Source organism: Photobacterium sp. Ph5, from assembly GCF_022129445.1.
Lineage (GTDB): Bacteria > Pseudomonadota > Gammaproteobacteria > Enterobacterales > Vibrionaceae > Photobacterium.
The window spans coordinates 20,926-43,894 of the sequence record NZ_JADQAQ010000016.1 but is presented as its reverse complement, the minus strand read 5'-3'; the positions used below and the strand labels follow the sequence as shown (position 1 = coordinate 43,894).

The window sequence follows — 22,969 nt, the reverse complement described above, 5'->3', positions numbered from 1 at the left end:
TTTTATTTGGAATGAAGCACTTTATTACAGTGCCTATACGGGTTAGTCAGATTCGAAAACTATGAAATAATTATTTCTGAGCTATCTAAATAAAACAAAAAATAAATGTACTTGTACTCCTAACACCCAAACCAATTAATTGGCTGGCTTTACAGGTAAAGCAATACAGGAAATTCAATGTTTACTTATTATGTCGTTCTCGCGATCTATTTTTGCATTATTTTTGCTATAGGTATTTTCGCAGCAAGAAAGACGGAAGGTAATTCAGATTATGTACTTGGTGGCCGTAGTTTAAGCCCAGGTGTGACTGCACTCGGTGCTGGTGCATCAGATATGAGTGGTTGGCTATTACTCGGCCTTCCCGGTGCAGTTTTTGTTTCAGGCTTAGATCAAATTTGGTTACCTATTGGTTTAACCATTGGCGCATGGTTAAACTGGCGCTTTGTCGCAAGAAAGTTACGTATTTATACCGAAAACGTCGGCGATGCGATAACTATTCCCTCTTATTTTGACACGCGATTTGGTAGTGGTAACCGCACCCTTCGCTTTATGACTGCTGTCGTTATACTCACATTCTTTACTCTTTATGCTGCTGCGGGTTTTGTTAGTGGTGCTTTCTTAATTCAAACTTTATTTGATATTCCTTACACTACCGCTGTTTGGATTGGAGCCATATTCTTAATGGTTTATACCGCGATAGGTGGATTCTTAGCCGTTAACTGGGTTGATTTTTTCCAAGGTTCACTGATGCTCTTTGCGCTTATCATTACGCCAATCGTAACTTGGTATAACCTGGATCCAGCCATTGCACCTGATATATTACCGACCCATTACTTTTCCGTTATTAGTGAAAATACGAGCGCTATTGGCGTGTTCTCATTACTGGCATGGGGATTAGGTTACTTTGGGCAACCACACATTCTTGTTCGCTTTATGGCAATTGGGGATGTCAAAGGTATGAGCATTGCTCGTAAAATTTGTATGAGTTGGATGATTGTCTCTTTAGTGGGCGCATTTGCAGTTGGTATTACTGGCGCAATGTACTATTCAGGCGCTGCTCATCACTTTGATAATGAAATGATATTCTTAGAGCTTGCGAAAGGCTTATTCCCAACATGGATCGCTGCAATCCTTATTGCCGCTGTATTGTCTGCCGTAATGAGTTCTGTTGCGGCTCAGTTATTAGCCTCGTCAAGTGCGATAACTGAAGATATCACTCACTTTTTCGACATCAAACTGAGCGAGAAATCACAAGTTGTCCTTGGACGTTTATCTGTAGTGGCGGTATCTTTAGTTGCGATGATTTTTGCGAGTAACCCACAAAGCACGATTTTATCTATTGTTGGACACGCTTGGGCTGGCATGGGTGCTGCGTTTGGACCTGTTGTATTATTCTCGCTATTTTGGCGTCGTTGTAGCGCCCACGGTGCTATCGCATGTATGGTTGTAGGTGCAGGAGTCGTTATTGCTTGGATAGCTGCACATGCTGCTTGGCCGAACTCAACCTTATTTAGCGTCTATGAAATCATACCTGCCTTTATTTTGTCATCAGCTGCACTGGTTATTGTCAGCCTTAAAGGTGAACAACCGAGTGAAAAGACACTTCGTCATTTCGATGAAGTGAATGAACATTGTGAAAAACTCAAATTAGAACCACTGAAATAATCAAAAGGAATTTTTCGCGATAAAAAAACCGCATATATTCAACTCAACAGAGTCAATATATGCGGCTTTTATTTAATATTTATAAGCGGAAACAAGAGATAAGGTCATTATCGCCTTAATGCATTTAGCTTAGTTTGCGCAATACCAAAGACAGTATCATTTGGATATATGCCTTGCTCTGCATCCGTCCCCGTTTGTTTACCGGTGAAGATCTCAATGGCTTGAGAAACATGATCAATCGCCCAAATATGGAACTCACCTTTTTCTACTGCTTCTACAATATCTTTGCGTAACATTAAGTTATGTACGTTAGATTGTGGAATGATCACCCCTTGATTAGCGGTTCTTCCTTTGATCGCACACACATCAAAGAAACCTTCAATCTTCTCATTCACCCCGCCAATCGGCTGCGCTTCACCAAATTGGTTCATCGAACCAGTAATGGCGATATCCTGACGTAGCGGTAAACCAGAGAAAGCCGAAACAATCGCACACACTTCAGCCATTGAAGCACTGTCTCCATCCACGCCACCGTAAGATTGCTCAAAAGTGAGGTGTGTTGTTAATGGGATCTTCGCTGTTTTACCAAATACGGATGCTAGATATGCCGAGAGAATCATCACACCTTTCGAGTGAATACTTCCACCCAACTCTGCACTACGTTCAATATCAAACACCTCACCGCTACCGTACGCTGTCGTTGCGGTTATTCGGCTTGGTGCCCCAAATCGATAATCAGACGTTGCTATCACAGATAATGCATTGACCTGTCCAATAGCTTGGTGATCAACATCTATGAGAGTAGTTCCTGTTACAAAGCTTTGCATTACGTGATCTTTTAACCGACTCACACGCTGCTCTTGATTTTGTAATGCTTGCTCAACATGACTACTGCGGATCATGGTAGCGTTAGATGATTTCGCAACGTAATTAGTCTCACGCAGTAAATTCGCAATATCAGCAGAATGTAATGACAGCTTATGCTGATCATCTGCTTGGCGTGAGCTGTATTCAATGATCCTTGCAATCGCTTTCCGATCACAATGGAGCATATCGCCATCATGAACGATGCTGGCAATAAAGCGAGCATATTGCTCTTCAGAGGTATCTGTTCGCGGCATATCATCTTCAAAATCTGCCGTGACACGAAATAGCTCTTTAAACTCTGGATCGTAGTTTTGTAGTAACTGATAGGTTTGATAATCACCAAACAAAATCAATTTTACATTCAATGGGATCGGCTCAGGCTCTAATGAAATGGTGCCAGACAACGTCACTTCACGCTCAAGTGAACTTAAATTCAACTTTTGCGCACGCAGTGCACGTTTTAAACCATCCCAAACATAAGGGCGCTCTAAAACTTTTACCGCATCCATCATTAACACGCCACCATTAGCGCGATGTAAACTACCAGCACGGATCAAAGAGAAATCAGTAAAGACGGTTCCTTTGAAAGTTGCATTTTCAACATAACCAAAAATGGAGTGGTAGTTTGGACTCTCTTCAACCTCAACAGGAAACTTACGCTCAACATCTTGATGAACAAGTACATTGATTTGGTAGCGACGTGGCATTTTCTTGTCTAAAGATGCATAAGCTAATGCGACTTGCTCTTCACTTTCTTCTAAGAAAATATCAATATTTTCTAGAATGTCGTTATACATTGCTGATAAGTAAGCTTTAATCTCAGGCAGCTTACTGTATTTCGCTTTCAGATCTTTAATACAATGTGCAGTCACATCTTTGGCAATATCCTCATCAAGCTTTTGCTGCTTATCCGAGTACTTTTCTTCCCATTCCGTTAACTGACGAACAATACCACGTAGCTCAACTTCAAGATCATTGATCGTTTCTTCAAACGTTTGTTGTTCTTTATCACTTAATTCGGCAAATGAATCTTCGGTATGCGGCTCTTCACCATTCATCGCCACCAGCTGATAATCACCTTGAGTAGTAATAGTTAAGCCAACACCTCGCTCTTCTGCGCCTTTTTTCATTGTCATTAACGCATTTTCTTGTTTCTGCGCTAATTGTGTTTTTAACTTTTCAGCTCGGCTAATATAAAGCTCATTATCAAATGCCATTGGAAATGCTTTCACTAAGCGTTTCATGAGCTGTTCAATATCTTTTTTAAATGCACTTCCTTGACCTGCAGGTAGCTTTAGCACCTTAGGGCAACGGGTATCATCAAAGTTCGAAACATAACACCAGTCATACAATGTATTGGCGTTACCATTAGGATCGTGACGATTTAAGTAACGCATCACCATGGTGCGTTTACCTAATCCATTACGACCTATCGCATAGATATTGTAACCTTTTTCCTTAATCGACATCGCAAACTCAACCGCTTGTTGTGCTCGCTCTTGTCCTACTATTTCATCTAATGGTGTAAGGTGTTTGGTTGACTTACACTCATCACTCAATTCGTTTAGCGCTGATACGCGATACAGCTTGTCACTGGTTAGAGGTTTAACTGACATAATCGATCCCTCTCGTTACGACGTCTACCTTCAGTCTACTAATAAAATATTGATTTTTTAGAGAGTTAAGCTACAAAAAGTGGCGTTAGTCTCATTTTTTAATGTTTAGCGCTGAAAATTTAGGCACAAAAAAGCCTAACATCGCTAGTATCACGTTTAATATAGTAATACTCAGCAAGTTAGGCTTCTTTTATATTGCGTAATGTAACGCGATTACAACGTTGCCATTGCTCCTTTACCTACCCCTTCGTAGGCAACAACATCAAGGCAATCAGCAGCAGATAAACTTGGTTTAACCTTTTCAGCAATATAGTTAGCAAGTAATTCAACAGTGGTATCAGTAGCCAACATTTCTGTTTCTGAACGAGCAATGGCCAGTTCAAATTCACCTTGTGGTGCGGTGTAGCGGAAACCATAATGGGTTTCGTCCGATACCGATTTAGCACACTCACTTAAATTCAGTTCGCTAACACTGCATACATCTTCTTCTGAGCCTAAGTAAATATCTTGCCAACGCTTCGCCCATTGCTTCTCTAATTCAGCATTACGCTCGCCATTAACAATGAGCTCAATCGGAGAACGGTGACCGTGTGCAATGCGTTGACAGTTACCATCATGTTTTTTCAAACCGTGGCTGTAATGATAAAAAGCACCTTGAATGACTTCGTGGCGAAGTACTACTTCAAGACCTTGCACATTCTCAGGTAGATTGTCTTTAAGTACTTGATAAACATGCTCAGTCACACTTTCAATCGTCACTGTCTCTGCATCAATAAAGCAGAATGCTTGCTCTGGACAATGTAAGTGAATATTTTTGTCTTCACGCAGAAGATCGACAGTCGTATAGCCCGTTATAGTCGCGGCAGTGTGAATTGCTGGAGATTTAGCAGGCACAATTAAACGGTGATCGACATATTGATCAACTAATTGTTTGATCTGTTTCTTAACACGACTGAAATCAAGCACCATGCTCATTTCATTTAACTCGCCCGACATCACCACATCAAGAATCCAACTTTCGCCAACCATACCGCGATCGGTACATAGGTATGACGCATCAATTACAGTGAGATCTCTGACAAATAGCTTCAAAGTGAAGTCCTTATTGATAATGGTTGTCGTTTCTAGGGGAATGCATTATACGCTGCTGACGCAATGAGTAAACAAGCAAAATCAGTAAACACTTGGATATAAAAAAGCAGTGATGATTATCATCACTGCTCTCATTAATATCAGTCATTAAAAAGATCTAGAAACGATAGTTCGCTGACATGTAGAACGTTGTAATACTCTTTAGATCAGATTGAGTATTTGGATATACGATATCCTCACCTTTTGAACCAGCCCAATCAGTTTGCTCTTTACGTTGGCTTGCGGTGTGACGGGCACCAATTTCTGTCGTGAAATGGTCGGAAATTCGCCAAGCAACACCCGCTTGAACACCAAGCACAGGGTTCGATTGTTTATAAGAACCGTATTTTTCGCTGGTTGTTTCAGATGTCATATAACCCACATGCGCACCCACAAATGGGTTAATCGCTTTATCTGCTAGGAATATATAATCAGCACTTAATAAATGAAGAGTTACGTCAGTATCGGCGATCTTTTTATTATCAAACTCAGATTCACCACTCATTTTCTGATAGCTGTAGTAAATTCGTCCTTTACCGCCAGCAGTATAAAAACCAATATCAGCGCCAGCAAAACCGCTTGCGTCAGGAGAAGAGAATGACAACTTATCAGCTGCAGACGTTGCATGAATGAGAGAAAAACTCATGTCAGCCATTCCACCTGTTAGCCCCACGAAATAGTGCATTGTGTCATCAAATTTTGGCACTTCATCTTCAATTGCCGACAAGCCATTTTCAGGTGTGGCAACCACAGGCTCTAAAACTAGCGGCTCACTCGGTGTATAAGCTGAATTTTCTGTTGATAATTCTTCTGCGGCAAAAGTTGTTGAAGAGAAAAGAGCACTAAGTAATACGCTAGCAAGCAATGTCTTATTCATAAACCGATCTGTTTCATCCTGTTTCAGTGTATTTAAGCGTTAAGCCTACGAAGGGCTAAAACTTATAATCATTCCAATAGTGGTGTGATTATATACTGAAACGAAAACAAAACTCGATCTTGTTATGAAATTAACAAAGTAATAAGTGGTGCCAATATTCTACGCACCACTTACAATATTTTGCTGCAATTATTCTTCTTTCAACCAATTTAATGCATCGATTGAGTTATCAAAATAACGTACTTCACCGGATAAAAACCAATTACCCACTTTTGCGCCAAGTTCTTGCCAATGCTTATTGCCATATAACGCTACTTTGCGAAATTGCTTACCATGCTTTAAGCCGAGTTTTAAATCATCCCAAGCCGCATGTATATCCCAGCCATCGCACTCAGTACCGTCAAAATACACATCGACAATGGGTTTATCGACAGCGGCTAACGCATCATCAATTTCAGGCGTAATTAGCTGATAATCTTGATGAGTTAATTTACCTGTTGCTTTTAACTCAACGAAAAATTCATCACCGTTGTTATCAATTTCGATTTTAATGCCATGAGAGTTTGTCATTTCATTATCTCCTCGATCAGTATTTAACGTTATTGTTATTTTGATAAGACTTTATAACAGAACCAATTTTACGATAGTGACAATGGTGCAAGATTACTCTGCATGGTTACAGGTTGACATAATTCGAGAGATTTTTATCCCAGTATGGCGTTTCACCAATATATTGCTTAAAAAAACTAATTGCAGCGACGATCTTTTTAGGCAAATGTTTACGGCTTGGGTACACCGCATAAAAATGCATTCCTTGATTGGCTTCCCAATCATTGAGCAATTGAATAAGCTTGCCTGTTTTAAACTCATCCGTTAAAAGATAAGTTGCCAGATACGCAATCCCCCAACCTGACACACATGCATCACGAACCGCTTCTGCTAAATCAACCCGATAGTTTCCAGACACCGTGACACATAAACCTTCTTGATCGCGTATAAATGACCAGGTACCGTGATTTACCTGCCTATTTTGATACACCAAGCAGTTATGCTCCTGCAAATCACTAGGATGATTAGGTGCTGGGTGGTGAATAAGGTATTCAGGAGATGCCGCAACAATAAAACGCGTATCAGCCAGCCGTTGTGCTACATAACCTTCAGGAATATTTTCAATATTGGTGATCCATAAATCCAGTCCTTCTTCTACCATATTTGCACGATGATCAAATAAGCTCACTTCAACATGAAGATCTGGGAATTGTCGGCGAAGATGCTCTATTGCAGGAATAATATGCATGGTGCCAAAAGATTGAGATAAGCCTAAACGTAAAGTACCTGAGACTTCATCGCGTATATTTGCCATCATCGCATCAGCATCTAAAACCGCTGAGACTAACTGCTCACAATATTTAGCATATTCAATACCTTCATCAGTTAAAGTAAAGCTCCGTGTTGTTCGCTGCACTAACTTCACCTGCAACTCTGCTTCTAATAAACCCAGCTGTTTACTCACATGCGATGTTGATACCCCGAGTTTATGCGCAGCAATAGTGAAATTGCCACTTTTTACAAGAGTGTGAAATATTGTCATTCGTCCGGCGCGATCTTGAAGCACTACAATTACCTATCTATTTTTAAGTCCTTAATAGTTTACTGCAGAACCTACCTATACCGTCATAATTCCTATAAGAACAATGATTATTACTTAGTGGTAAAAGTAATTTCCATATTGATGCAATTATCATCACAAATGAAATAATTATAATACAGACTCATTTACGAATTAGATTGGAGTGTGATTGTGAGTTGGTTATTTCTTTTATTAGGTGTTTTAGCTGAAGCTACATCACATGTTGCATTAAAAGCGACAGATAGTTTTACCAATCCACTACCTAGTGCCGTTGTTATTCTCGGCCATATCACAGCCTTTCTGTTTCTAGCTCAAGCAATGAAAAATATTCCAGTAGGTGTTGTCCATGCATCGTGGACAGGTCTTGCTATCGCTCTTGTTACAGTACTTTCAAGTGTTATTTATAAACAACACATCGATATTAAAGTATGGATTGGGATGGCGATTATTGCAGTAGGTGTTGCTGTAATTAATTTAGCGGGTGTTTCTCACCACCACTAAGCATCCCATATATAGCCATTATGAGAGGTTATGATGAACCAACAACGTGCAGAAAATTTATACTACTACTTACGTAATAAAAATAGTTCTCAAAAAGAGATCAATGTTGTTATTAAACAATTAAATCAAAACTACGGTATTAATTTATCAGAGCTTGATCGCCGTTACCGATCTCGAATCGGATACTCGCCAAATCGATACGACATTAATACCTACGGTACTTCAGGCTCTAGAACAATGAATCAAACTCGCGGCATGCAAAAAACACATTAATAATTCCTTTCCTAAATCGTCACTAATAAAAATATTAGTGACGATGTTCTCATAATTACTTTTTTATAACTCTATTGTTGATTTCTATTATTGCAGCATCTCACATTTACCTGCCATTTTTTTGGCGCTACTGTTCAGTAAACGTTCATGGCTGGGTTAAAAAAATAATGAATCGACCAATAATGCGACTATTTTACATATCACCATTACTGATAGCTTGTAATGTTCATGCTGCAATTGACAATAATAGAGAATATGCAGAACTACATCAGAATATAACTCAACCTATTTTAAAAAATGATACGAGTACTAATCATTCGAGTAGTAATACCAATATTATTATTGATCAATCAACCAATTCATCATTAGCAAATAATCAGTATCAAAATACAGTTGTTGGTACAGGGCCAACGATTACGGGATCTCATAATGTTGGACTAGGTTCTGCTGTCGATGTTGGTAATTACTCTCTAGCCGTTGGTGATTATAGTCATGCAAAAGATAGTTCAGAGGCTATTGGTACCAGCTCTAACTCACTCAATCATGGCGTTGCTATTGGTACTCAAGCTTATGCGAATAATGGGCTTGCTATCGGCACTAAGGCTTATGCGACAAATAACAGTATTGCAATTGGTAGTAACAGCAAAGCAGAAGAAAAAAACACAGTAAGTTTTGGTGGTAAAATTTACAAGCAGAACGTAGTTAACGGGAAAGTACAAGTAACAGAAACAGATCTGACACGTCGTCTTACTAATGTTACCGCTGGTATTAATGCTACAGATGCCGTCAATGTTAGCCAATTAACTAAGGCAAAAGACACCTTACAAGGTGAAATAAGCCACAATAGCGAAAATATTAGCAATAACACCAATGACATTAATCACAATGCTAATGATATAAAAACCAATATAGTTAATATCCACCAAAATACACAATCAATTACAAAGAACAAAACAAGTATTAGTGATAATGCTAATCATATTACTAACAATAGCGAAGCCATTACTACCAATAAAACAGAAATAGCAGATAACAGCAGTAATATAAGACAAAATACAACCAGTGTTAATAACAACAAAACAGCTATCGTTAATAACGATCACAATATTGCTATAAATAGCACAGGAATTCATACAAACGCATATAATATTAGTCACTTACATCAAGAGTCAGTGAACTACACCAATACCCATGTGCTCGAATATTACAACCGTTCGAAACAGTATACAGATGAAAAGTCGCAGCAAACATTGCAGAGTGCTAATAACTATACAGATCAACGCGTTAATCAGCTATCAACCACTTTTAATGACAAATTAGAAGGTTTAAAACATAGAGAAGATGCGGGGGTTGCGTCTGCTATGGCAATGGCAGCCATTACAGTAAAACCAAACCGTAAATATAATATTGGTATGGGGCTTGGTTACTATGGTGATCAAGACGCTATTGCATTAGCAGCTAAAATTAATACTTCATCTGATACTATTATGACGCTAGATACATCATATAACTCTAATCATAATATGGGTGTTGCTGCAGGTATGACATTTGGTTTTAACTAATTGGAACTATTTCCCTCATTATGAACTTAGTTATTCAAACGCTACGTATAAAAAAACCGACATTCTTGTCGGTTTTTTTATACTAAGTGGATTACTTCATTCGCTCCATAACCCAAGGGAATAACTCTACATACGCATACCAACAACCCGCCGCAATGATTGCAGTCCAAATCACTCGAGATACCCACTGTGAACGTTGCATATGTCGAGAAGGGTCAGGTTCTCCACAATGAGGACAAAAATGCGCGCGACGAGATACAGTACCTTCGCAAGCAGGACAATCAGTTAAACGCTTAGATCTTGTTGCTACACCAGATTTACTGGATGAGTTGGTTAACGACGATTTTTTTATAGACTGGGGACGTTGTTCAGCACGCATTGAAAGCATAACATCACCGTTATCATCATCTACTGTCGAAAAATCTGTTGTTTTCACTTTGTTCACCATTCAATCAATTACTACGCTAATGATACTAAATAACAGCCTAATAAGCATACCCAGTCGATAAATAATGATGTAACTTTCATTTACTATCAGATATTTTATCGTTACATACGATGTTTTTATGCAATAAATACGTTATTTAATAACGATTAACTGTGATATTCATATAATTGGTTTTTATTACTATTCGACAATATCTATGCATACTTGCAATACTGTAACGATACTTTTAGTGTCCAATACTCTGCAATGATAGATTGATATGGTTCCTATCATATCATTGATTACTAATAGTATTTTCATCAATACAAAGGACTTGCATATGAAAAATACACTTTTGCAAACAACGCTATTTATTGTTTCTGTATTATTGGCATCAACCTCGATTGCAGCAAACAACAAACAAGCTGAGATTGAAGTTAGCTCTGCATGGTCAAAAGAAGTACCGGAAAGCTCCTCTGTTGCTGCTGCATTTTTAACAATCAATAATCATAGTACGAAGAATGATCAGCTTATTGCTGCTCGTTCTCCAATAGCTGGAAAGACTGAGTTACATACTCATTTACACCAAGATGGTATGATGAAAATGCGCCAAATAGAAAGTATCGATGTAAAAGCAGATGGCATCACTCAATTACAACCGAGTAGCTTCCACATTATGTTTTTCGATTTAAAACAAGTACCAAAACTTGGTGAGTCTTTCCCTTTGACACTGCAATTTAAGCATGCAGGAAATATAACCGTTAACGTTAATGTCGAGTCCGCGACATTTATACCTGATGATATGAATAACGAAAAAATGACTCACCACCATTAATCATTATTGATTAAAAAATTTCACTTTTACTTTTTCAAACCAGTAGTGCGCTTCATTTAAGGAGCGCACCACCATATTTAACGGTTTGCTTAAATTCATAAAGTGCTGCACATCAGGAATATCATCGCTAGATTGCCGAGCACAACCTAAAAATGATAATTGCTGATGATTTAATCCCGATAAAAAACTCGATTCTATTAATAAACGTTGAAAACGTCCCCACTGTGTAAAATTCTTCGACAACACAACAGAAGGAGAAAAAAAGTGATAGAACAATGCATTTCTTGCTGTCAAATTTGGATAACTTTGCTGATGTAAACACTCGGGATCAAATATAAATAACGTTCCAGCCTTACCAATTACCTTCGTTAATTCATAATCTTCAGTTGATTGATGGAACAATTCCCCAACTTGCCCCTGGTACTGATGCCGATGAGAACCAGCGACAAATGCAAATGCTCCTGACTCTACATCATCAAGATAACAGCCTAATTTTAACGATCTTGGAATAATCTTTGATTGATAATATTCAGTGCAATACCACTCATCACGATGTAATGGGTGGAAATTGTCTTTAAACGGTAAACTTTGCCATCCTTTCGCTTCTTGCAAACATATATCGTTTCCTAAATATCCAACAATAAGACTATTAATTAGTGGCATTAATGGTAGCTGGCAAAAATGATGATCGAGTGTTAATAGTTGTTCAACCATTAATCGCTTTCTATCCGTTTGTGCATAGCCTGCCCATGAGTTAAAAGCAGGACGTTCCAATTGAGATTGAAAGCTCTCTTGCATTTTCATTAACTCTTCTTTCGTTATGCATTCGGGCAGTACAACAACACCGTTATGTTTTAACTCGTTCAGCAAATCTAGAAGTTGTGACATCCGTTAATACCTGAATAAAATCAGACGCTAATTTCTCACGACCATATTGGTAGTAAAAATCAGAAGAAGGTTTATTGATAGTTAATTGGTTATTTTCAAACAACTGGTGCAACTGACTTAGTTGCTGTAAGTAAATAATAGGATTATCGGTTGAAACTTCATAAAGTTGTGTGGCATGTCGCCTTAAAAAGTCTAATGTTTCACCGTCAGGTAACTCAGCTAGAATAGGCTTGCCACTCGCGACATAATCTATTGCTTTAGTCGCTAAATGAGTATCAGCTTTACCTTTATCTGGCCTCCCTTTTTGGATAAATAACACATCACATTGCGATAAAATATCATGTAATTTTTCTTTCGGTTGAGAATCAATTAATTCAACGACATCGACTAGTTGATATTGTTCAATGAGCTGTCTCAGCTCATGCTGAGCATCACCAATATTAATAAATCGAATAGGGAAATCACACTGTGATAATTGGCGAAATAATCCTTCTGCACTTCGCCTAAAACCATCCCAAGTTCCACTATAACCAAGAGTTAGCACCTTATGATTATCGGAAACATGATCAAGGACTCGATCATAACTATTTGGGATATAACGAATACAGTGTAAAGGATATAAAGATTGGTAATTATGATAATCAGCCGAGGACGTTACCATCAAGGCACTCGCTTGAGACATCATTTTTTGTTCACATTTAACGGTACTTTCATCGACAAAATAACTGGCTTGTGACCAAGCATCACGAAAATCTAATACCAACGGAACGTTGAGCCATTTCGAAAGTAACATACCCGTTAAAGCACTACTAAAAGGAGGACAAGAAACAACAATCACATCGGGTTTTATCGATTTACTCCTTTTCCATGCATCATAAAGAGAAGGAAATATCCACCCCCAGTGCATATCAATTAACCAATAACATTTAGCAATATCACCGTCCCTTTCTGGTGAACGCCGATGCCTTAACCGATAACATTGCTTATGGATGATTGTTGGCCATTTCCAGCACCAATCAATATTCCATGAAGATACAGGAATAATATCTGCAAGACATCCTGTATTATCAACATCAACATCAACATCAACATCAACAAATCGATGGTGTCGTGCTTCACGAAAAACCACAACTCGATGACCTAAAGATGTTAAAGCCTCACTAAATCGTCGACTTCTGTTTGCACCAACATTTAATAATGGAGGGGAAAAATAACTAAAATAAAATATATTCATTCATTTCCCCTTAACGTTCTAATAACTTTCCCAGGATTACCTGCAAACAATACATTCGGTGGCACATCTTTGGTAACAACACATCCTGATGCAACAACTGAACCACGACCAATAGTGACTGGCTTTACAATATTGACACCTGTACAGATCCATACATCATCTTCAATGACTAAATCAGCCATCATTGGTGGCTTATATTTATCTAGTCCCGGACTATGTCCGCTATGCGCATTGATACTTGTTCTACCTGCAATCATAACGTTATCGCCAATTAGTACTTTTTTTCCTACTGAGATCCCAGTTTGCCAACCAATATAACAATTCTCACCAATTCTTATTTCACATTGACCACTATCAGGGTGACCATGAATACTCAAGGCACCGTTTAAACAAGTATTATTGCCAATATAAATTTTTATTGGTCCTTGGATTAATGGAAATCCATTTTCTAAGCTTAACCCTGGACTGTAGTGTTCTAAGCGCGCCTGCAACATAGGAAGATATAAGAAAATATTCAATAGGCGCTGAAAAGCAAAACTCACTAGGCGATAAACAACATAAATAGGCCGATAAATCCATGCTAAATCAGGAAGTTGCCCATGAACAAACCATTTTGCAACCCGATATAAAAACCGACTAAATGGTGTTTCTTGCTGTTTGATATAAGCTCGAATTTGATGTGTTATTAACATTAATCACCACCTTAACGGCTTATCGACTACACCCTTATCTTTCTAGCAAAGATGTATACATAGCGTGAGTTTGTAAAATTTGTCTTGTTAGATCGTATTCTCGTTCTACTCTTTCTCGAGCTGCAACACTGATTTCGTCTAACAAATTATTCTTGTTATAAAGTAACTTTAGCAATTTTTGTACCTGATCTGTCTGCTCAAAATAGACATACCAGCCTTGCTTTTTATCGATAAAAATTTCAGCTAAACCACCAATAGATTCAGCAATAACCGGTCGACCAACAGCCATCGCTTCCACCGCAACATAACCAAAAGCTTCCTGCCAACAAGAAGGCATTAACACAACATGCGCGTGACGTAGTTCTCGTTCTATCTGGGTTGAACGACCATGATAATTAATCGCTTTTTCACCTTCCGCTGCATGTTTTACTTGCTGCTCTAACTTTCCATCACCATAAATATCTAATTGAGCAATTGCCGCTACATCAGGATGCGAAAATAAAGCCAATAAATAATGAATACCTTTTTCATGAGTTAAACTTCCGACATAAAAACAGCGTAATTTATTAGTAATAGCCGGCATTTTTTCAAAGTTAAATCGAGATAAATTTATACCATTATTTATCAGTATAATTTTATTTTGAGGCACAAAGGTTTGTAACCATTGCAGAATAAAAGGAGAAATGGCACAAAGACGAACAAGAGGAATACCGAGAACTGATTGCTTCCATCGACGCCATCCCGTTATCTCAACATGCCTTGGGGGAGAATTATGCATTGTGAGCACAATTTTGGAACAAAACATCCGAGCAATGAATGTATAAATATGTCCAATACCATAAAAGTGAAAATGAATCAGATGTGGACGATAACGTAAGAGTAAAACAAACAGTTGAATGAAATTAGCAAAAGAAGAATATGTGTAATCTTTTGATTTTAAAGTAGAATAAGCATCTTCTGAAATAGATCGTGCTAATAAAATGAAGTGTCTATTCGGCTCAGGTAACTGAATTAAAAAATCAAAAAAGCTACTACCTTTTTTTACGTCAATATCACAAATTAAGACTATGTTTTTCATCTTTTTCTCACGATAAAACGGTAGTCTTTAAAGCATATCTGAGAATATATTATTCTATTCTTAAAAAAGAGAAATTTCGCGAAAGAAAAACAAACGGCTACCATTACAGTAGCCAAATACCGACGGAAATAACACTACATCGTTAATTAACACCCATTTGATGTTTATATTTACTCACTGATTTATCACAGAAATCACGCTCATCATCATCGTCAATATTGTTAATGAGTTCAGCAAAGGCTTCATAACCAACCTTACCGTTTTTTACTTTCCATACGGTATAAGCTGCCTGCTTATCTAGTTCAATACGTGTTCTTTCACCATCAGACAGTAACGTAAGGTTATACATGAATTATTCTCGCTTAAATTATATGGGTTTATCTTACCTAAAAACATAAGTGATCAGAATAGCCAAACATCATAATCAGTTGCGTTTTCTTATTATAAGATTTGCGTATTTAACCATTAAAAAAAGTGGTCCCCCTCTCTTTTTCAACATATTTGGTAAACAACTTACTATTTTATCTAAAACAGCCTAAATTATGTGATATTGATCGCGAGAATAATCATTCTGCTCTCATAAACTATTTCCATTGAAACACAACAATAACCTTTGTTAATTATTAAAATCTAGGAGCAATATATGGCTACCCCACATATTAACGCAGAGTTTGGCGATTTTGCAGAAGCAGTGCTAATGCCTGGTGACCCTCTACGTGCTCAGTTTATTGCTGAAACTTACCTAGATGATGTTAAGCGTGTTTGTGACGTACGTAGTATGTATGGCTACACCGGCACCTATAAAGGTCAACGTATTTCTGTCATGGGCCATGGAATGGGGATCCCCTCATGCTCTATTTATGTTCATGAATTAATCAAAGACTTTGGTGTTAAGAATATTATCCGTATTGGTAGCTGTGGCGCTGTGCATGATGATGTAAAGCTAATGGATGTTATCATCGGTATGGGTGCCTCAACAGATTCAAAAGTAAACCGTATTCGTTTTTCAAATCATGACTTTGCAGCAATTGCGGATTATCACTTATTAGAAACAGCAGTAAATCAGGCTCGATCACAGAACGTACCGGTGCGTGTCGGTAATGTTTTTTCAGCTGATCTATTCTATAGCCCAGAAAGCGATCTTTTCGATAAAATGGAAAAACTCGGCATTCTTGGTGTAGATATGGAGGCGGCTGGAATTTACGGCGTAGCAGCAGAGCTCGGTGCAAAAGCGCTGACTATTTTAACGGTCTCTGATCATATCAAACGTGGTGAAAAACTCAGTGCAGAAGATCGTCAAAAGTCATTTAATGAAATGATGAATATCGCGCTAGAAACAGCTATTTCTTTATAAATACCTCATAAGCGGAAGGCATTCTTCCCCGAGATGTCGACCGCTTATTTTTATATAAAGATAAAAACTAAAGGGATGTTAGTTTAATCAATACCTTCAATTAATAGAAACCAGCTCGATAATGTAAAATGTGGCGTCTTACACAATCATAGGTAACATATTATTGAAACGTATTGTTCTCTAACTGTGCTGAGTGCTATTTACTCAGCCCCTTCTCACAAATCCTACACCTACCTAGTAACAAGCTTAAAAATATATTTATACTCATTTTTAAGATCTCTCAAAATAAGGTTTGATTATGTCGACATCTCTTACAACAGCAAACCCCATTGAGCAGTTACCTTTAGCCTTTAATGGTCACCAGTTTAATCACTGTAAGACATTGAGTTGTAAGAATTTTGGTTCGCATAACCCTCAACATTATGTGCTACAACAGGCAAACAAAAACCGTCCAACCCTTGTATGTCGTGAATGCGGTGCCTTCCCGCCTTTATTAAATAATAAAGATGTTGTTGAAGAGGCGACACGTTACCAAGAACAACAAAATGGCGATCTGCCAAAGTGTACTAATAGCGCCTGTGAAAATAAGCATTTCTCAGCACTTACCCACAGACATTTGTATCACGCATTTGGTTTTAGTGGCGATAGACAACGCTATCGCTGTAAAGCCTGTGAACAAACATTTGTCGATCGTTGGTCTGGCGCGAATAATAAACATACTCTGCAACAAAAACTCTTCGGGTTATTATTTACCGGTTATCCAGTAAGAGATATTTGTCGTCGTTTAGAGATAAATCCAAAGACGTTTTATGACCAATTGAGCCATATAGCAGCACGGTGTCGTCGCCAACTTGCTCTGTTTGATGAACGTTTATTTAAGCACCAACATAAAGTACAACTTGCTTCCAATATAAAAGCGTTGCAAGAGAAAAGTATGAACGGTGTACTATGGGTTGCCAGTGCAGAAGCACAATCAGGCTATGTCGTAGCACAACATATCAACTACCACCAAGATAATATTAAAACAGCACAAATACGTCACGATGCTTATCAAGATACTGCGCGTTATATGGCTATGCCAGCACTACACCCAACGCTCATAGATACGTTTATCCCACAAGGGATTTTGGCGCAAGTCGATACAACCTATCGGAAAATTTTTTCTCGTTCGAATATGGAAAATCCATTATCAGATGGAAGGATCATTAATTACCCAGCTAAAGGAACATTGATCTACCCTCAGTATACTGTGTATAGCCACTATCTCTATTTAAAGCAGATGTTTCAACATAGTGATTATCTCGCAGTCTTCATGCCTCAAGAAACCCTGCTTCGTTCAGCCTGTGTCTCTGTTTTTATCGAGCACATCAAAAACAAACGGATTGATCCTGTTTATGTTATTGAAGGCGATTTATGGCAACACGGGGATAAACCTGTAACTGTAGATATTGTACTGTTGGGTTGGTGGCAAGATAGGTGGGCTTTTACTCATTTAGATAATACCAGTAAAGGAATATGCCACCTAGGAGGAGAAACATCAAAAGATAAACAATGGTTAGAACACGCGACATATCGTGCTATTTCCTCTTACCAAAACCGTTTTCATGATCAATTTAGCCAGTTGATCAACGAGCCAAGGCGTAAACTTCGTCCTGCCGGATTGCTACCACTACTTGATATTTACCGTGCTTGGCATAATCTTTGTCACCAAGATAAATTTAGCTTAACGCCCGCACAACGATTAGGTCTTGCTTCTTCACCGATAACATTAGAGCAGTTACTTAGCTAATAATCGATATAAAAAAGCTCAATATTGTCATCCTTGATGAGCGTCTATTGAGCCTAGTTCAACACTTTTAATTTCAGTGCCTTCTATCAAAATTATTTGTTACTTTTCAGCAGCAACTACTGAGATTTCAACCAATAAAGCATCACGTGCCATACTCGCTTCTACACAAGCACGTGCAGGTGCATGACCTTCAGGAACCCAGTTATCCCACACTGCATTCATCTCAGCAAATAGACTCATGTCTTTAATATAAATCGTTGCAGATAACATATGCTCTTTATCACTGCCCGCTTGTAACAATAACGCTTCAACTTTATCTAACATAGTTTGTGTTTGCTCTGTAATATCTTTCGTTGCATCCGCACACACTTGACCACATAAGTAAATCGTACCATTATGCTTAACAATACGGCTCATACGAGCACCTGTTTCTAAACGTTCAATCATGATTTTTCCTATTCGCTAATGAATCTGTTACTAGTGTAACTTTTTTAGCATAAAAAACGTCATTAATACGTAAAAATAAAAATATTTTTGCAATTAATGACGCTTTACAACGTAAATTTCAATCAACGTCCAAGTGAATCTTCTAAACGTGCTTTCCAAATAGCCATTGCTAATGCCGGTTTACGTAGCACTTCTGGTGTTGGGATCCAGCCATGCTTGATCTTAGCAAACACATCAAAACGCTCTGCTGTACCAGACATTGCTTCTGCTATGACTTTACCTGCAATATTGGTTAAACCAACACCATGCCCTGTGTAGCCGTGAGCAACATAAATATCATCACCTAAGTGATCAATCTGTGGCATGTAAGAACGCGTTACTGCAAATAAGCCACCCCAGTGGTATTCCATTTTTACATCTTTTAACTGTGGGAATACCGTGATCATACGTTGACGTAAGCGCTCCGCTGAATCACTGTATTCACCATTAAATGGATGGTTTACACCACCAAACAAAATACGACCATCAGGGGTTGGACGATAATAATCAAGGCTATTATTTAAGTCTGACATTGCCATCATATTGGAAATAGGCTGACTATCACCTAACTGTTCGGTCACAGCAATGTATGAAGCAACTGGCAAGACTACACTTTGAGCTTTACGGTTCAGGCCATCTAAATAGGCATTACACGCTAATAGCACTTGTTTGGCTTTTACACGACCTTTTGGCGTATGAATAATATGTGGATTGCCTTTATCAATCTTCGTTGCTGGCGTATTTTCAAATACCGATGCGCCTAGCGACATTGCAGCACAGGCTAAACCTAAGGTGTAATTCAGTGGATGCATGTGGGCACTGTTTGAATCAAATAAGCCACCAAGATAGCGATCGGTATGCGCTACTTGCTGAATTTGATCTTTTTCCCACCAGCTTGCACTTGGGTAATCATAACGAGTCTGTTTTAAGTCATACCACGATTTTAATTCTTCTTCTTGGCTCTTTTTCAATGCCAGTTCGATATAGCCTTGTTGAAAATCACAGTCGATGTTGAATGTTTCAATACGCTCGCGGGTAATATCAACCGCCTCGCAAGAGAGATCCCATAACTGTTTTCCCCATTCAGGGCCATAGGTCTCATCGACTTCACGTAGCCCCAAACAGTAACCAACGAGACACTGCCCACCATTACGGCCAGATCCCCCCCATGCTAAACGCTGAGATTCAAGAACAACAACCGAAAAACCTTTCTGACGTAATTCGATGGCAGCATTCAAACCTGTCATACCACCACCAATAATACACACATCAGCTTCTATCTGTTGTTCGAGTTCTGGTTGCTCAGGTAATGCATTAATTGTTGCTTGGTAATAACTATCAATATATTGACTACGCATGGACATTCCAATTGCCTATAGATAAGAACAGAGAAAAAATCGCGCGGATAATGTCACGCTATCAATGTAACAACAAGGAATTTATTACTGTGATAACGGTCATATATCACACCAATTAACTTTGACATGCTTAATGTTAACTCTATTATCCGCTACTCACTGACTTACCTGGTCATTTAGGGAAATAGAAATGAAAAAAGTTTTTAAAGGGGTGACAACACTAGCATTCGCACTTTCAGCATTTAATGTTTCGGCAAATGATGCTGTGCTTAATATTTACAACTGGGCTGAATATATGCCAACAGATGTAATTCAAGCATTTGAGAAAGAATATAATGTCACCGTTAACTACTCGACTTTCGATAATAACGAAGCGATGTACACCAAATTAAAGCTACTTGATAACAAGGGCTATGATGTTGTTTTTGCTTCAACGTACTTTATCGAAAAAATGGCACGTGAAGGCATGTTAGCCAAGATAGATAAAACAAAAATACATCATTTAAAAGATGTCTATCCTGGTTTATTAGGTCAACAATTTGATCCTAAAAATGATTACTCACTGCCTTACGTTTGGGGTGTAACTGGCATTTCTTACAACTCTGATAGCATCAAAAATGATCAGGTAACTGGCTGGAACGATTTATGGAATAGTGATTTCCAACGTCAAGTCATGCTATTAGACGATGTTCGTGATGTATTTGGTATGGCATTAAAAGCACAGGGCCATAGCATTAACAGCACTAACGAAGCTGAAATTAAACAAGCATACGAGAAACTGCGCGACTTACGTCCTAACGTAGTCGTCTATAACTCAGACGCACCACATGTCCCTTATGTGACAGGTGAAGCAATGCTCGGTATGCAATGGAACGGTAATGCTTATTTAGCAAAACAAGAAATGCCAGAGCTAAAATTTGTTTATCCAAAAGAAGGATCAATTCTGTGGATGGATAACTTTATTGTGCCAGAAGGCAGTGTAAATAAAGATTTAGCCTTTAAGTTTATTGATTTCTTTATGCGTCCAGAAAATCAAGCAAAATTAGTTGAAGAGCTAGGTTTCCCTGCACCAAATAAGCAAGCAAAGTCATTCTTACCAAAAGAATTACAAAACGATCCGATGATCTTCCCAACAGATGAGGAAGTAAATAAAGGTGAGTTTACTAATGATGTTGGTAGTGCAGTCAATATTTACCAAAAATACTGGCAATTATTGAAGAGTTAAAAATTAAAGGGCAATAACACGATTTGTTATTGCCCTTTTGCTTTAATGAACACCTAAAAGCTATTATTTAAATTCAATAGCTGTTGTGATCATATTAAAATATTGCTCGTCGTAACTATTAATTTCAAGAGTAACAGCCTCAAGTGAAACGTAATCTACATCATCGACGTCATAACGTATATTCACATCTGTTAATGTGATAATTTTTCTATCACCATTGACTGCCCACTCTAGCTCTAAAGTACCTTTATCATTAATACAGGGCGCGAGCACACTTTGATTGATTTATAACCCAAAGAAGACTCGGGCCCGATAATTTTCGTTCCAACCAGTTTTTTAACTTCATTTTTGGCTTGGCGCACCACAGTTGCTTTGATATGTTCATCACAAAGCGTCTAAACAACGCTATATTTTTTACTGCATCTAGCGTTATCCGTGAGCTATTCTCTTTAAAAACAACATCTAACACGTAATGTTGGCTGTTTCAATACGCCAATATTGATGAATATAGTGGCCTAACAATTTGTGATTCGGCGACATAGAGCTTATGTAGTGTGAGGTGTCTATGCTACCTTTACCATTGATCACTCGGTGCCGTTCCACCGCAATGATGCTTCGCACCGTTGGTCATTTTTTAATAAGCTCTTCGGGTAACTTGACTTTTAACTGGAATACGTATCGTTCTTCGCTGCGACCATGGTACTTCTCTTTGATTTCGGTGATTATTTTTTCTTTACCTGCATCAAATATAGCTTGAAATTGGTCAACAACAGCCGCTCTTAATTTGGGCTGATTATTCTTCACTTAAACAACAACGTAAGTATTTTTTTCTGCAATTTTTTCCAACGTATCGTGCTGACAATGCAGGGCGTCAATGGTGATGACACTGTCTTTCACATTAATAACATCAAGCATTTGACGTACAACGTTGATCTCGCCATTCTTGTTTTCAGTCAGCTTTTGACTCAGAACAAGACCACGTTCAGTATCGTCGGCAGTGACAAATTGAAACGCTGTTTTTGTCATTTCGGTATGAGCCGCACAGCACTTTTCCATCGAATGCGATGATCGTCTTGTTTTGACTCGTGCGTTGTTCGTTAACCAAGAGGGCTAATACCTCTAGCAAAGATTCTGCGACACCTGAACGAAAAATTCGGGCCATTGCACGCCTAAGAGGAATACAATACTTGAATGGTCTGTATTGACTCAACCAATATAGCTTTATTTTATCAAATAATTCAATATCTTGACATCCTTCGCATCCTGATGCGATACCGCTAATCACAAGGAACATAACGTCAACAAGGTCGTGTTTCTAGTTGATATCGAATCGTGTATCTTCAACGACAGATAAGTGTTCAATAAGATTAAAAATTACAATGTTCTTAAGAATTTAGTGCTATTAGATCACATTAGTTAACAAAGTGTGATCCCACCCCGATAATACCCCAATGGAACGATTGTTTAGAAGTTTCAAAACG

22 protein-coding genes and 1 pseudogene are annotated in these 22,969 nt (G+C 38.3%); 8 read left to right on the top strand and 15 right to left on the bottom strand.

Annotation, left to right across the window (positions count from 1 at the left end; translation table 11 throughout):
* Positions 1–177: 177 nt before the first annotated feature.
* The gene (gene putP, locus I3259_RS08425) at positions 178–1,665 is read left to right on the top strand and encodes a sodium/proline symporter PutP (RefSeq protein ID WP_238029213.1); all 1,488 of its coding nucleotides are present in this window, start codon (positions 178–180) and stop codon (positions 1,663–1,665) included.
* 107 nt (positions 1,666–1,772) lie between these two features.
* Here the strand turns inward: putP and I3259_RS08420 are convergent, their stop codons facing one another.
* The 5 genes from I3259_RS08420 to I3259_RS08400 form a co-directional block, all read right to left on the bottom strand.
* On the bottom strand, positions 1,773–4,148 hold the full coding sequence (locus tag I3259_RS08420; RefSeq protein ID WP_238029212.1) for an ATP-binding protein: 2,376 nt from the start codon (positions 4,146–4,148) through the stop codon (positions 1,773–1,775).
* 213 nt (positions 4,149–4,361) lie between these two features.
* A complete protein-coding gene (locus I3259_RS08415; protein ID WP_238029211.1) occupies positions 4,362–5,240 on the bottom strand; it encodes a 6-carboxytetrahydropterin synthase in 879 nt (292 codons plus the stop codon).
* A gap of 157 nt (positions 5,241–5,397) precedes the next feature.
* Positions 5,398–6,156: an outer membrane beta-barrel protein gene (locus tag I3259_RS08410; RefSeq protein WP_238029210.1), complete on the bottom strand. Its 759-nt coding sequence runs from the start codon at positions 6,154–6,156 to the stop codon at positions 5,398–5,400.
* Positions 6,157–6,345: 189 nt separating this feature from the next.
* Entirely contained in the window at positions 6,346–6,726 is a 381-nt protein-coding gene (locus I3259_RS08405; protein ID WP_238029209.1) for an STAS/SEC14 domain-containing protein, read from the bottom strand.
* Between the two features lie 106 nt (positions 6,727–6,832).
* Positions 6,833–7,771, bottom strand: a complete 939-nt coding sequence (locus tag I3259_RS08400) for a LysR family transcriptional regulator (protein WP_238029208.1) — start codon at positions 7,769–7,771, stop codon at positions 6,833–6,835.
* A 186-nt stretch (positions 7,772–7,957) separates the two neighbouring features.
* Here I3259_RS08400 and I3259_RS08395 point away from each other — a divergent pair, with 186 nt between their 5' ends.
* The 3 genes from I3259_RS08395 (at position 7,958) to I3259_RS08385 (ending at position 10,122) form a co-directional block, all read left to right on the top strand.
* Positions 7,958–8,287: a multidrug efflux SMR transporter gene (locus I3259_RS08395; protein ID WP_005366349.1), complete on the top strand. Its 330-nt coding sequence runs from the start codon at positions 7,958–7,960 to the stop codon at positions 8,285–8,287.
* A 33-nt stretch (positions 8,288–8,320) separates the two neighbouring features.
* Positions 8,321–8,560 carry a hypothetical protein gene (locus I3259_RS08390; RefSeq protein WP_346015693.1) on the top strand — a complete coding sequence of 80 codons (240 nt, stop codon included), beginning with the start codon at positions 8,321–8,323 and terminating at the stop codon, positions 8,558–8,560.
* 167 nt (positions 8,561–8,727) lie between these two features.
* Positions 8,728–10,122: a YadA-like family protein gene (locus I3259_RS08385; protein WP_238029206.1), complete on the top strand. Its 1,395-nt coding sequence runs from the start codon at positions 8,728–8,730 to the stop codon at positions 10,120–10,122.
* A gap of 91 nt (positions 10,123–10,213) precedes the next feature.
* On the opposite strand, the gene I3259_RS08380 is transcribed toward I3259_RS08385, so the two are convergent.
* Positions 10,214–10,558: a hypothetical protein gene (locus I3259_RS08380; protein ID WP_238029205.1), complete on the bottom strand. Its 345-nt coding sequence runs from the start codon at positions 10,556–10,558 to the stop codon at positions 10,214–10,216.
* A gap of 331 nt (positions 10,559–10,889) precedes the next feature.
* Between I3259_RS08380 and I3259_RS08375 the strand changes: the two genes are divergently transcribed.
* Entirely contained in the window at positions 10,890–11,384 is a 495-nt protein-coding gene (locus tag I3259_RS08375; RefSeq protein ID WP_238029204.1) for a copper chaperone PCu(A)C, read from the top strand.
* Between the two features lie 3 nt (positions 11,385–11,387).
* Here I3259_RS08375 and I3259_RS08370 read toward each other — a convergent pair whose 3' ends face one another.
* The 5 genes from I3259_RS08370 to I3259_RS08350 all read right to left on the bottom strand — a co-directional run bounded on the left by I3259_RS08370 (position 11,388) and on the right by I3259_RS08350 (position 15,625).
* Positions 11,388–12,272 (bottom strand): phytanoyl-CoA dioxygenase family protein, encoded by an 885-nt coding sequence (locus tag I3259_RS08370; protein WP_238029203.1) that lies wholly within the window; start codon positions 12,270–12,272, stop codon positions 11,388–11,390.
* Entirely contained in the window at positions 12,232–13,506 is a 1,275-nt protein-coding gene (locus I3259_RS08365; RefSeq protein WP_238029202.1) for a glycosyltransferase, read from the bottom strand. Before I3259_RS08365 ends, I3259_RS08370 begins: the two co-directional genes overlap by 41 nt.
* On the bottom strand, positions 13,503–14,198 hold the full coding sequence (locus I3259_RS08360) for an acyltransferase (RefSeq protein WP_238029201.1): 696 nt from the start codon (positions 14,196–14,198) through the stop codon (positions 13,503–13,505). Before I3259_RS08360 ends, I3259_RS08365 begins: the two co-directional genes overlap by 4 nt.
* A gap of 34 nt (positions 14,199–14,232) precedes the next feature.
* Positions 14,233–15,276, bottom strand: a complete 1,044-nt coding sequence (locus I3259_RS08355) for a glycosyltransferase family 4 protein (RefSeq protein ID WP_238029200.1) — start codon at positions 15,274–15,276, stop codon at positions 14,233–14,235.
* 142 nt (positions 15,277–15,418) lie between these two features.
* Positions 15,419–15,625 carry a DUF3283 family protein gene (locus tag I3259_RS08350; protein ID WP_238029199.1) on the bottom strand — a complete coding sequence of 69 codons (207 nt, stop codon included), beginning with the start codon at positions 15,623–15,625 and terminating at the stop codon, positions 15,419–15,421.
* Positions 15,626–15,919: 294 nt separating this feature from the next.
* On the opposite strand from I3259_RS08350, the gene deoD reads away from it, so the two are divergent.
* Both deoD and I3259_RS08340 read left to right on the top strand, forming a co-directional pair.
* Positions 15,920–16,630 (top strand): purine-nucleoside phosphorylase, encoded by a 711-nt coding sequence (gene deoD, locus I3259_RS08345; RefSeq protein ID WP_238029198.1) that lies wholly within the window; start codon positions 15,920–15,922, stop codon positions 16,628–16,630.
* A 298-nt stretch (positions 16,631–16,928) separates the two neighbouring features.
* A complete protein-coding gene (locus I3259_RS08340) occupies positions 16,929–18,419 on the top strand; it encodes a lactate dehydrogenase (RefSeq protein ID WP_238029197.1) in 1,491 nt (496 codons plus the stop codon).
* A 99-nt stretch (positions 18,420–18,518) separates the two neighbouring features.
* Here I3259_RS08340 and I3259_RS08335 read toward each other — a convergent pair whose 3' ends face one another.
* Positions 18,519–18,866 (bottom strand): RidA family protein, encoded by a 348-nt coding sequence (locus I3259_RS08335; protein WP_238029196.1) that lies wholly within the window; start codon positions 18,864–18,866, stop codon positions 18,519–18,521.
* Positions 18,867–18,988: 122 nt separating this feature from the next.
* Positions 18,989–20,269, bottom strand: coding sequence for an FAD-binding oxidoreductase (locus I3259_RS08330; RefSeq protein ID WP_238029195.1), 1,281 nt, complete (start codon positions 20,267–20,269; stop codon positions 18,989–18,991).
* A 184-nt stretch (positions 20,270–20,453) separates the two neighbouring features.
* Here I3259_RS08330 and I3259_RS08325 point away from each other — a divergent pair, with 184 nt between their 5' ends.
* The gene (locus I3259_RS08325) at positions 20,454–21,488 is read left to right on the top strand and encodes a spermidine/putrescine ABC transporter substrate-binding protein (protein WP_238029194.1); all 1,035 of its coding nucleotides are present in this window, start codon (positions 20,454–20,456) and stop codon (positions 21,486–21,488) included.
* Between the two features lie 63 nt (positions 21,489–21,551).
* On the opposite strand, the gene I3259_RS08320 is transcribed toward I3259_RS08325, so the two are convergent.
* The gene (locus I3259_RS08320; RefSeq protein ID WP_238029193.1) at positions 21,552–21,761 is read right to left on the bottom strand and encodes a hypothetical protein; all 210 of its coding nucleotides are present in this window, start codon (positions 21,759–21,761) and stop codon (positions 21,552–21,554) included.
* A 69-nt stretch (positions 21,762–21,830) separates the two neighbouring features.
* Positions 21,831–22,863, bottom strand: a pseudogene (locus I3259_RS08315) (ISAs1 family transposase).
* Positions 22,864–22,969: the final 106 nt, after the last annotated feature.

Excerpts from the sequence above, each read along its gene's own strand:
- I3259_RS08365 (WP_238029202.1), bottom strand. The coding sequence starts at position 13,506 with ATGAATATATTTTATTTTAGTTATTTTTCCCCTCCATTATTAAATGTT.
- I3259_RS08420 (WP_238029212.1), bottom strand. The coding sequence starts at position 4,148 with ATGTCAGTTAAACCTCTAACCAGTGACAAGCTGTATCGCGTATCAGCG.
- I3259_RS08335 (WP_238029196.1), bottom strand. The coding sequence starts at position 18,866 with ATGATTGAACGTTTAGAAACAGGTGCTCGTATGAGCCGTATTGTTAAG.
- I3259_RS08325 (WP_238029194.1), top strand. The coding sequence starts at position 20,454 with ATGAAAAAAGTTTTTAAAGGGGTGACAACACTAGCATTCGCACTTTCA.
- I3259_RS08360 (WP_238029201.1), bottom strand. The coding sequence starts at position 14,198 with ATGTTAATAACACATCAAATTCGAGCTTATATCAAACAGCAAGAAACA.
- I3259_RS08390 (WP_346015693.1), top strand. The coding sequence starts at position 8,321 with ATGAACCAACAACGTGCAGAAAATTTATACTACTACTTACGTAATAAA.
- I3259_RS08410 (WP_238029210.1), bottom strand. The coding sequence starts at position 6,156 with ATGAATAAGACATTGCTTGCTAGCGTATTACTTAGTGCTCTTTTCTCT.
- I3259_RS08370 (WP_238029203.1), bottom strand. The coding sequence starts at position 12,272 with ATGTCACAACTTCTAGATTTGCTGAACGAGTTAAAACATAACGGTGTT.
- I3259_RS08375 (WP_238029204.1), top strand. The coding sequence starts at position 10,890 with ATGAAAAATACACTTTTGCAAACAACGCTATTTATTGTTTCTGTATTA.
- I3259_RS08405 (WP_238029209.1), bottom strand. The coding sequence starts at position 6,726 with ATGACAAACTCTCATGGCATTAAAATCGAAATTGATAACAACGGTGAT.
- putP (WP_238029213.1), top strand. The coding sequence starts at position 178 with ATGTTTACTTATTATGTCGTTCTCGCGATCTATTTTTGCATTATTTTT.
- I3259_RS08340 (WP_238029197.1), top strand. The coding sequence starts at position 16,929 with ATGTCGACATCTCTTACAACAGCAAACCCCATTGAGCAGTTACCTTTA.
- I3259_RS08355 (WP_238029200.1), bottom strand. The coding sequence starts at position 15,276 with ATGAAAAACATAGTCTTAATTTGTGATATTGACGTAAAAAAAGGTAGT.
- deoD (WP_238029198.1), top strand. The coding sequence starts at position 15,920 with ATGGCTACCCCACATATTAACGCAGAGTTTGGCGATTTTGCAGAAGCA.
- I3259_RS08385 (WP_238029206.1), top strand. The coding sequence starts at position 8,728 with ATGAATCGACCAATAATGCGACTATTTTACATATCACCATTACTGATA.
- I3259_RS08350 (WP_238029199.1), bottom strand. The coding sequence starts at position 15,625 with ATGTATAACCTTACGTTACTGTCTGATGGTGAAAGAACACGTATTGAA.
- I3259_RS08330 (WP_238029195.1), bottom strand. The coding sequence starts at position 20,269 with ATGTCCATGCGTAGTCAATATATTGATAGTTATTACCAAGCAACAATT.